We start from the raw sequence: 9,613 nt of genomic DNA, 5'->3' as shown, positions 1-9,613 counted from the left end.
GCGCGGCCGACGCGAATGGATTCAGGGCGGAGACTCCCCCAGCGATGCTGGCCGGAATAGCGCTGCACGAAATCCGGCGGCAGCACATTGGAGGAGCCGACGAAATCGGCGACGAAGCGGGTCCTCGGCCGCTGGTAGATATCTTCCGGAGTGCCGATCTGCATGATCTTGCCATCGTTGAAGACGGCGACGCGGTCGGCCATCGACAGCGCTTCGCCCTGGTCGTGAGTGACGAAGACGAAGGTGATGCCGAGCGCCTTCTGCAGCGACTTCAACTCCTCCTGCATGTTCTCGCGCAATTTGAGGTCGAGCGCGCCGAGCGGCTCGTCGAGCAGCAGCACCTTTGGTTGGTTGACCAGCGCGCGGGCGAGTGCCACGCGCTGGCGCTGGCCACCGGAAAGCTGGCCGGGCCGGCGGGCGCCATAGCCGGGCAGCCGCACCAGTGACAGCGCCTCTTCCGCCGCCTTGTGCCGCTCAGCCTTGCCGACGCCCTTGACCATCAGCCCGTAGGCAACGTTGTCGAGCACGTTCAGATGCGGGAACAGCGCATAGTCCTGGAACACGGTGTTGACGTTGCGGCGATAGGGCGGAACGCCCTCGGCGCGGTCGCCGAAGATCGAGATCGAGCCCGATGTCGGCTGCTCGAAGCCGGCGATGAGGCGCAGGCAAGTGGTCTTGCCGGAACCGGACGGCCCGAGCATGGCGAAGAATTCCCCCGGCGCGATGTCGAGATCGACCGCGTCGACCGCGCGCACGCTGCCGAAATGGCGCGAGGCTTTCTGGAAGGAGACGGCGGAGGTCATGAGATGTCAGTCCGTTGCCGGTTTGATGTGTTGATGTCGCGCGACGTCCCACCTCCCCCTTAGGGAGGTCGCGACGAAGCCGCGGGTGGGGGTGTCTCGAAAAACCCCGAGCAGACCCCACCCAGACGCTATGCGTCGACCCTCCCCACAAGGGGGAGGTAAGGATGCTCATCGTCCGCCGATGACGCCGATATAGTCCGACACCCAGCGATAGTAGGGCACGCACTGATCGTTCTGGGTGGCGCATTTCGACACCGGCGTCTTCCAGAACTTGATCTTGTCGAAGTTCTCGTAGCCGTTGGTCTTGCAACCCTCGTCGGTCAAAAGCTCATTGCCCTTGCAGGCGGCGGGCACGACGGGCAGTGAGCCGAACCAGGCTGAGACATCGCCCTGCACCTTCGGCGACAGCGAATGTTCCATCCACATATAGGCACAGTTGGGGTTGGCGGCGTCGGCCTCCATCATGGTGGTGTCGGCCCAACCGGTGGCGCCCTCCTCCGGGATGGTGGAAGCGACCGGCTTCTTGGCCGCGACCAGCGTGTTGACCTGATACGGCCACGAGCCGGAAGCGACGACGCCTTCGTTTTGGAAATCGTCGACCTGGATGGCGGCGTCGTGCCAATAGCGGCCAACCAGTGTGCGTTGGACGCGCAGCAATTCGAGCGCCGCCTTGTACTGGTCCTCGTTCAGTTCATAGGGATCCTTGATGCCGAGTTCCGGTTTGTGGAACATCAGATAGTTGGCCGCATCCGCAATGTGGATCGGCCCGTCATAGGCCTGGACGCGGCCCTTGTTGGACTTGCCGTCCGGCAGCTTCATTTCCTCAAAGACGATGTTCCAGCTCTTGGGAGCCTCCTTGAACACGTCGGTGTTGTACATCAGGACGTTGGGACCCCACTGGTAGGGAACGCCGTAGTGGGCGCCGCCGACGGTGAACCACGGCGCGTCCTTGAGGCGCTCGTCGACCGTCTTCCAGCTCGGGATGAGATCGGTGTTGATCGGCTGCACGCGCTTGCCGGCAACGAGGCGCAACGAGGCATCGCCCGAAGCGGTGACGAGGTCGAAGCCGCCCTCATTCATCAGCGAGACCATCTCGTCGGAGGTGTTGGCGGTCTTGACGTTGACCTTGCAGCCGGTTTCCTTCTCGAAGGAGGTCACCCAGTCATAGCCCTTGTCGGTTTCGCCGCGCTCGATATAGCCCGGCCAGGCAACGATGTTGACCTGGCCTTCGCCCTTGCCAAGTTCCTTGACCTGGGCGACGGCCTGACCGGAAAAGGTCAGCGCGACCGTCAGAGCAGTGCATGACTTCAGGAATGAATTCATTGTCGATCTCCCATTTAGGCGCCTGACCCTGAAAGCCGGTTTCGGTCTTCGTTAGGGGTCACGCGCGGACTGAAAACTGTCAGTTCGTCCGTTGGGCTTGATGCCGCTCTGATGGCGGCTTTGGTCCCTGAACCGAAAGTGCTTTGAAAATTCCGGTTTCGCAAATTCATTTATCAGAAGGGTGATATCGGTTTTTCCGATAGATGTGCAGCCGGCCTCTCAGGGACGCTGGCGGACCGTCCGTTGCGACTGGGCAAGACCGATGAAATCGCGCGCGGCCTGCGGCAGACCGGAGCCGCGCCGCCAGACCATGCCGACCTGGACCACCGGCAAGGAGCCGGAAATATCGCGCGATTCGATGCGGTCGCCTTCCAGCGACCAGGGCCGGTAGACGAGATCGGGCAGCAGCGCCACGCCGGCACCGGTGGCGACCAGACTGCGCACGGCCTCCACGGAACGGGTGCGGAAGGCGACATGCGGCTTGGCGCCGATCGCCGTCAGCAGCTTGCCGGTATTCTCCTCGATCTCGTCGACGGTCAGCATGATCAGCGTTTCGGAGGCAATGTCGCCAATGCTGATGATGTCGGCGCCGACGAGCGGATGACCGAGCGGCAGCCACAGCCGATAGGCCGAGACTTCGAGGATTTCCGACTGCAACGCGGTGCGGTCGCGCAAATTGGAGGTGACCATGACGGCAATGTCGAGCTTGCCGCCGATCAGGAGGTGTTCGAGATAATCGCCATTGTCCTCGATGGCAGAGACCTCGACGCCCGGATAGGCACGGCGGTAGCGGGCGAGCAGATCCGACAGCACATAGCCGGCGACCAGCGAGGTGACGCCGAGCTGCAGCCGGCCGGCCGCCACCGCCTGCTCGCCGGAGAAAGAGCGGCGCGCGTCGGAAACATCGGCGAGGATTTTCGTCGCATGGCGCAGGAACTGGTGACCCTTGTGGGTGATGTTGAGGCCGCGCGGGTGGCGTTCGAACAGTTCGACGCCGAGATCGCTTTCGAGTTCCTTGATCGCTTCGGTGACCGACGATTGCGAGATGGAGAGGTTCTGGGCGGCGCCCGAGACCGTGCCTTGCTCGGCAACGGCGATGAAGAACTGCAGCTGGCGGATGGTGAAAGCCATGCCCGGACTAAACACCGGCGGCCGAATGAAGGAAAGCCGACTGCAGAGCTTATCCCATGACCTGAGAGCTGGCGCTCAACCGAGCGCCAACTTGATGCGCCGCCGGCATGCGGGGCCATAGCGCAGCGCAAGCATGAATGCCGTCTCCAGAGCCACGACGATGACAATGATGCGCAGGCCCACCGTGAAGGAGTCCCGGCCGCTGCCGCGCAGCAGATAGCCGGTGGTGAGAAAGCCCGCGTTCCAGAACGTGGCGCCGAGCAGCGTCGCGGCCGCGAAGGGCAAAGCGGGCAGGCAGAGTGCGCCGGCGGCGATCGGCAGGTAATTGCGCACAGTCGGGATGAACTGCGCCAGCAAGGACACCCGGACGTGATTGCGCCGATAGGCCTGGCCGAGCCTGCGGTAGGTCGCGTGACGCAGGAACACGTACTTGCCGAAACGCTCGACCAGCCTGTCGGCACGGTCAGGTCCAACCCGGCGGCCGACCGCATACCAGACAAGGCAGCCGCTGGCGGACGCAAGCGTCGTCACCATCAGCAGGATCGCCAGCGTCGAAGCATCCGGCGCCGCCGTCATGCCGAGGAACAGCAGCAGCACATGCGAGGGCGGAATTGGCAGGATCTTTTCGGTGAAGGCGAGGCAGAAAACGCCCAACAGACCGAAGCCGAGGATGGCTGCCAGCGGCCCCGTCATGCGAAGCGACATGGTGACGCCGACACCAAACGGTGCCACGGTCCATCTCTGGAGAAAAGACAAAGCATCAGGCAACCTTCATCCTGGATCCAACGCTTCGATCGGTCGGCGTGGCGTTTGCTGCAGTCAGCGTCGGACCCGAAATCCGTTGCATATGTCGGGTCCGACGCCTTGGCGCCGGCATACGAGGTGAATCGCGCACCGACTGGTTCTGTTTGCCGCGAATGGATTGCGTGGACATTGCGCCTCGGCGCGGATGAGACGTGCTTGACATCGACACCAATCGTAACTAACTAAGTTACATGAAGCGCAACAGCCGACTGTCCTCTACCCTGCACATTCTCGTCCACATGGCCGAGAAGCCCGAACAGGCGCTGACCTCCGAGCAGCTTGCCACCTTCATCCACACCAATCCGGTCGTGGTCCGCCGCACCATCGCAGGCTTGCGCGACGCCGGCATCGTCACCTCGTCGCGCGGGCACGGTGGCGGCTGGCTGCTCGGGCGGGCGCCCGAGAAAATATCCCTGGCCGAGATCAGCGTCGCCCTTGGCGAGACACTGCTGCCGTTCAGCACCGATCCGGAAAGCCCCGGCTGCCTCGTCGAGCAGGCGGTGATCGCCGTGCTCGACGATTTTCGCATCGCCGCCGAAAGGCTGCTGGCGGAGAAGCTGAGCCGCATCACGCTGGCTGACCTGACCGCCGATTTCCGCCGCCGTTTTGACCTCATTGGAGTCTCCAGCCATGCAGTATGATCTTGCCGTCGTCGGCGGCAGCTTTGCCGGCCTGTCCGCCGCCATCCAGGTGGCGCGGGCAGGACGCAAGGTGCTGGTGATCGACGCCGGCCGGCCGCGCAACCGTTTTGCCGAGCATTCGCACGGCTTCCTCGGACATGACGGGCGCGCGCCCGGCGCAATCCTGGATGACGCAAGGCGCCAACTACTGGCCTATCCGGCAGCCAGGGTTGTCGACGGGCGCGCCGACAAGGCCCTAGCCGCTGGCAGCAGCGATTTCGAAATCACCACCGAGGGTGGCGAGACATTCGGCGCGGCACGGCTGGTACTGGCCACTGGGGTGCGCGATATCCTGCCGGAGGTTGCCGGGCTTGCCGAGCTCTGGGGAAAGAGCGTGCTGCACTGCCCCTATTGCCACGGCTACGAAGTTTCCGGCGGGCCGCTCGGCGTGCTCGCAACCGGTCCGATGTCCATGCATCAGGCACAGCTGATCACCGATTGGGGCGATGTCACGCTGTTCGGCAATGGCCTGTTCGAACCTGACACAGAGCAGATGCGCGCGCTGGAGAGCCGAAAGGTGCGGTTTGAGCCCACCAACGTTGCCGAGCTAGAGGAAGACGGCTCCGGCGGATTGATCGTCCACCTCGACGACGGCAGAAAGGCCGGCGTCAGGGCGATGTTCACCGCTCCGCGCAATATCATGGCCAGCCCGCTGGCCGAACAGCTCGGCTGCGGCTTCACCGAAAGCCTCCTCGGCACGGTGATATCAGTCGACGACAGGCAGCAGACGACCGTGCCCGGCGTCTACGCCGCCGGCGACGCGGCACGTTCGATGCACAACATCGCCTTTGCAGTATCGGGTGGCACCTTTGCGGGCGTCTGCGCCCACCAATCGCTGGTCTTCGGCTAGAAGCCGGCTTCCGCGCCGGCGATGCTGAGCCGGGCGCCGGCCTGCGCAAGGGCGGCGGCCAGGTCGTGCGGCGGCGAGCGGTCGGTGGCGAGTTCGGAAAAGCTGTCGAAGCCGCAGACCTGGACCAGACCAAGACGGCCGAATTTCGAGTGATCGGTGATGACGAGGGACCGCTGGCCGCGCGACAGCACCATGCGGGCGAACTCGGCCTCATCCAGATCAAAATCCATGACGCCCATCACCGCGTCGACCCCCCCGGTGGAAATGATGGCGTGACTGACCGAGAAGCGACTGACAAAATCGATCGCCGAGGCGCCGAAAGCAGCGCCGGAATCGCTGCGCAGCTCGCCGCCGGCCATATAGACCTTGTTGCCGTTGACGGTGGCCAGCGTGCGGGCGATGTCCGAGGAATTGGTGACGACCGTCAGGCGCCGGTGGCCGAGCAGTTCACGCGCAAGGAACGAGGTCGTCGTTCCGGTGTCGAGCATGATGGATTCCCCGTCGCGGATGGTGGCGGCGACCATGCGGGCAATGACCCGCTTGACGTCGGCGTTCTCACGCATGCGCCGCTCGAACGGCGCTTCGCCGATCATTGACGGCAGGCCGATGGCGCCATGCATCTTGAGGACAGAGCCATCACCGGTCAGCGGCTTGACGTCGCGGCGCACCGTCTCGAGCGACACGCCCAGCCGGTCGGCCAGACTGGCGATGGTGACGGTGCCCTCTTCCTGCAGGAGCCGCAGGATCTCGCCGTGTCGTTTGGACTGGGCCATCTGGTTTCCCGAACTGATGCTCTTGACCGATTCTAAGGTAATTCAATTGCTTTTAAAGGAACTACCTTATGCTTTCAGGCAAAATACCCAAAAAAAGTCACAGCTTTTTATTGACAAGCGGGAAACCCTGGCGTGAAATCAAAGACATCAACAGGCTTCAGATCTGCGACTGGGGGCAGAGACGCAACTCAGTGGTCAGGCCGTTTGGAACGTGCCTGTACAAGGAATTTTCAGATCCGCGGGGGCGGATGCCGGGCTCAAAAACCTGGCCAAGGGGCTCGTCGGTGCGGTGCGGGATACCGATCCTGGCGTCCCGCACCGACGAGATTATTTACGTTTCTCCCCGCCGTCGTTGCGCTGTTCACGGCGCCTTGTCGAAGCCCAGCAAACCAGGGATGATTCCGTGACCGCCGAAGATCGCATCCGCGCCCTGCCCTGCTGGACAGGTGGCATCGAGATCGCACCGCTGCCCGGCGGTCTGAGCAACGCGAATTATGTGGTCACGGACGCGGCGGGACGACACGTCGTGCGCTTCGGCAAGGACTATCCGTTCCACCATGTCTTTCGCGAGCGCGAGGTGATGACGGCGCGGGCGGCGCATGCCGCCGGTTTCGCGCCGGCCGTCCGCCATGCCGAACCGGGCATCATGGTCACAGAGTTTCTCGGCGCCAAGACCTATCTCGCCGAGGACGTACGCGCCAATCTTGGCCGCGTCGCAGCCCTGATGCGCGCCTTTCACCGGGAGATGCCCACTCACGTCTCCGGCGCCGGTTTCATGTTCTGGGTGTTCCATGTCATTCGCGACTATGGGCGCACGCTTGAAGAAGGCGGCAGCCGCAAGCGCAGCGACCTGCCGCGCCTGCTGACGCTGGCCGACGAACTGGAGCGCGCGCAGAAACTGCTGCCGATCGTCTTTGGCCACAATGATCTGTTGCCGGCCAACATTCTCGACGACGGCAACAGGCTGTGGCTGATCGACTTCGAATATGCCGGCTTCAACACGGCGATGTTCGACCTCGCAGGCGCCGCCTCCAACGCCGGCATGAGCGACGAGGAATCCTTCGCCTTTCTGACCGCCTATTTCATGAAAGAACCGGACGAAGCGATCCGCCGTTCGCACGCGGCCATGCAATGCGCCTCGCTGCTGCGCGAGGCGATGTGGAGCATGGTGTCCGAGCTCTATCTCGACGCGCCCGGTATCGACTACGTCGCCTACACCGAGGAAAACCTCGCCCGGCTCGACACGGCGCTGGAAAACTACAGAACGAAGTACGGGATGCAGAAATCATGACATTGCCGACCCAGGCCGCCATCGTCGTCATCGGCGGTGGCATCATCGGCTGTTCGACGGCTTATCATCTGGCGCGCGACCACAAAGCCGATGTCGTTCTGCTCGAACAAGGCAAGCTGACCTCGGGCTCGACCTGGCATGCCGCCGGCCTTGTCGGCCAGTTGCGCTCGTCGGCTTCGATCACCCGCGTGCTGAAATACTCCGTCGACCTCTACAAGGGCCTCGAGGCCGAGACCGGCCTTGCCACCGGCTGGAAGATGACCGGCTGCCTCAGGCTCGCCACCAATGCCGACCGCTGGACCGAGTACAAAAGGCTGGCGACGACGGCGAAAAGCTTCGGCATGGACATGCAATTGCTGTCGCCGGCGGAAGTCAAGGCAATGTGGCCGCTCATGGAAACCGGCGATCTTGTCGGCGCCTCCTGGCTGCCGACCGATGGCCAGGCGAGCCCCTCCGACATCACGCAGTCGCTGGCCAAGGGCGCGCGCATGCATGGCGCCAAACTGTTCGAGGATGTCCGCGTCATCGGCTTCGAAATGAAGGACGGCCGCATCACGGCGGTGAAGACCAACAAGGGCGACATTGCTTGTGACAAGGTGGTCAACTGCGCCGGCCAGTGGGCGCGGCAGGTCGGCGCCATGGCCGGCATCAACGTGCCGCTGCAGCCGGTGAAGCACCAGTACATCATCACCGAGAAGATCGACGGACTGGCGACCGACGCGCCGACCATCCGCGACCCGGACCGGCGCACCTATTTCAAGGAAGAGGTCGGCGGGCTGGTGATGGGCGGCTATGAGCCGAACCCGCAGGCCTGGGCTACTGGTCTCCCCGGCGGCGACGTCCCCAATGATTGGGAATTCAGGCTGTTCGACGATGATTACGACCATTTCGAGCAGCACATGAGCCAAGCGATCGCGCGCGTGCCGGCACTGGAAACCGTCGGCGTCAAGCAGATGATCAACGGGCCGGAGAGTTTTACGCCGGACGGCAATTTCATTCTCGGCACAGCGCCCGAATGCGCCAACATGTTTGTCGGCGCCGGCTTCAACGCCTTCGGCATCGCCTCGGGCGGCGGCGCCGGCTGGGTGCTGGCGCAGTGGGTGGTCGATGGCGAAGCACCGCTCGACCTGTGGGTGGTCGACATCAGGCGCTTTGCTAATTTGCACCGTGACCGTCAGTGGGTCTGCGACCGCACGCTGGAGGCCTATGGCAAACACTATACGATCGGCTTTCCGCATGAGGAGTATGCCAGCGGGAGGCCGCGCATCGTCTCGCCGCTCTACGACAGGCTGAAACAGCAAAATGCCGTGTTCGGCTCGAAGCTCGGCTGGGAACGGCCTAACTGGTTCGCGCCCGAAGGCGTCGAGCCGCAGGACATCTATTCGATGGGCCGGCAGAACTGGTTTGTGGCGGTCGGCGACGAACACCGGCATGTGCGCGAAAAAGTCGGCATCTTCGATCAATCCTCCTTCGCCAAATACGAGCTGAGCGGGCCCGATGCGCTGAAGGCGCTGGACTGGGTCTGCGCCAACGACGTCAGCAAGCCGGTCGGCCGGCTGACCTACACGCAGCTTCTCAACACACGCGGTGGCATCGAGGCCGATCTGACGGTGGCGCGGCTGGCCGAAGAGAAGTTCTACATCGTCACCGGCACAGGCTTCCGCACGCATGATTCCTCGTGGATCGGCGATCATATCGGCGAAGGGCTCGATGCCAGGCTTGTCGATGTCACCGAGGATTTCGGCACGCTGTCGCTGATGGGTCCTCGGGCGCGCGACGTGCTTTCGGCCGTGACCGAAGCCGACGTCTCAAACGTGAGCTTCCCATTCGGCCATGTGCGTGAGATTGCCATCGCCGGCCACACAATTCGGGCGCTGCGCGTCACCTATGTCGGCGAGCTGGGCTGGGAACTGCACGTGCCGATCGCGGCCACCGGCGAAGTCTTCGACGCGCTGATG

9 protein-coding genes are annotated in these 9,613 nt (G+C 63.5%); 4 read left to right on the top strand and 5 right to left on the bottom strand.

Features of this window, described 5'->3' with window-relative positions; all coding sequences use genetic code 11:
* The 4 genes from EN991_RS11375 to EN991_RS11360 form a co-directional block, all read right to left on the bottom strand.
* Nucleotides 1-803, bottom strand: an 803-nt coding sequence (locus EN991_RS11375; protein ID WP_164768985.1) for an ABC transporter ATP-binding protein, incomplete at its 3' end; no start/stop codon positions are given.
* 168 nt (nucleotides 804-971) lie between these two features.
* On the bottom strand, nucleotides 972-2,126 hold the full coding sequence (locus EN991_RS11370) for an ABC transporter substrate-binding protein (protein ID WP_013528024.1): 1,155 nt from the start codon (nucleotides 2,124-2,126) through the stop codon (nucleotides 972-974).
* 219 nt (nucleotides 2,127-2,345) lie between these two features.
* On the bottom strand, nucleotides 2,346-3,257 hold the full coding sequence (locus tag EN991_RS11365; protein WP_013528025.1) for a LysR substrate-binding domain-containing protein: 912 nt from the start codon (nucleotides 3,255-3,257) through the stop codon (nucleotides 2,346-2,348).
* Between the two features lie 75 nt (nucleotides 3,258-3,332).
* Nucleotides 3,333-3,989: a DedA family protein gene (locus EN991_RS11360; protein ID WP_081714289.1), complete on the bottom strand. Its 657-nt coding sequence runs from the start codon at nucleotides 3,987-3,989 to the stop codon at nucleotides 3,333-3,335.
* A gap of 263 nt (nucleotides 3,990-4,252) precedes the next feature.
* Between EN991_RS11360 and EN991_RS11355 the strand changes: the two genes are divergently transcribed.
* Together EN991_RS11355 and EN991_RS11350 are read left to right on the top strand one after the other, a co-directional pair.
* Nucleotides 4,253-4,702 carry an Rrf2 family transcriptional regulator gene (locus EN991_RS11355; RefSeq protein WP_027161832.1) on the top strand — a complete coding sequence of 150 codons (450 nt, stop codon included), beginning with the start codon at nucleotides 4,253-4,255 and terminating at the stop codon, nucleotides 4,700-4,702.
* On the top strand, nucleotides 4,692-5,591 hold the full coding sequence (locus EN991_RS11350) for an NAD(P)/FAD-dependent oxidoreductase (RefSeq protein WP_127368765.1): 900 nt from the start codon (nucleotides 4,692-4,694) through the stop codon (nucleotides 5,589-5,591). The genes EN991_RS11355 and EN991_RS11350 overlap by 11 nt, the downstream gene beginning before the upstream one ends.
* Here EN991_RS11350 and EN991_RS11345 read toward each other — a convergent pair.
* Nucleotides 5,588-6,364, bottom strand: a complete 777-nt coding sequence (locus tag EN991_RS11345) for a DeoR/GlpR family DNA-binding transcription regulator (RefSeq protein ID WP_127368764.1) — start codon at nucleotides 6,362-6,364, stop codon at nucleotides 5,588-5,590. The two genes, EN991_RS11350 and EN991_RS11345, sit on opposite strands and share 4 nt — an antisense overlap.
* Nucleotides 6,365-6,767: 403 nt before the next feature.
* On the opposite strand from EN991_RS11345, the gene EN991_RS11340 reads away from it, so the two are divergent.
* Together EN991_RS11340 and EN991_RS11335 are read left to right on the top strand one after the other, a co-directional pair.
* Nucleotides 6,768-7,655, top strand: a complete 888-nt coding sequence (locus tag EN991_RS11340; RefSeq protein ID WP_127368763.1) for a phosphotransferase family protein — start codon at nucleotides 6,768-6,770, stop codon at nucleotides 7,653-7,655.
* Nucleotides 7,652-9,613: FAD-dependent oxidoreductase (locus tag EN991_RS11335; protein ID WP_164768983.1), on the top strand; the 1,962-nt coding region annotated here is incomplete at its 3' end. The genes EN991_RS11340 and EN991_RS11335, both read left to right, overlap by 4 nt.

This window comes from Mesorhizobium sp. M7A.F.Ca.US.005.03.2.1 (assembly GCF_003997795.1).
In the GTDB taxonomy this organism is placed as follows: domain Bacteria; phylum Pseudomonadota; class Alphaproteobacteria; order Rhizobiales; family Rhizobiaceae; genus Mesorhizobium; species Mesorhizobium ciceri.
The sequence above is the reverse complement of the archived record's forward strand: the minus strand, read 5'-3'. Positions and strand labels throughout refer to the sequence as shown.

Coding starts and splice junctions, on each gene's coding strand:
- EN991_RS11370 (WP_013528024.1), bottom strand. CDS start 2,126: ATGAATTCATTCCTGAAGTCATGCACTGCTCTGACGGTCGCGCTGACC.
- EN991_RS11365 (WP_013528025.1), bottom strand. CDS start 3,257: ATGGCTTTCACCATCCGCCAGCTGCAGTTCTTCATCGCCGTTGCCGAG.
- EN991_RS11355 (WP_027161832.1), top strand. CDS start 4,253: ATGAAGCGCAACAGCCGACTGTCCTCTACCCTGCACATTCTCGTCCAC.
- EN991_RS11350 (WP_127368765.1), top strand. CDS start 4,692: ATGCAGTATGATCTTGCCGTCGTCGGCGGCAGCTTTGCCGGCCTGTCC.
- EN991_RS11345 (WP_127368764.1), bottom strand. CDS start 6,364: ATGGCCCAGTCCAAACGACACGGCGAGATCCTGCGGCTCCTGCAGGAA.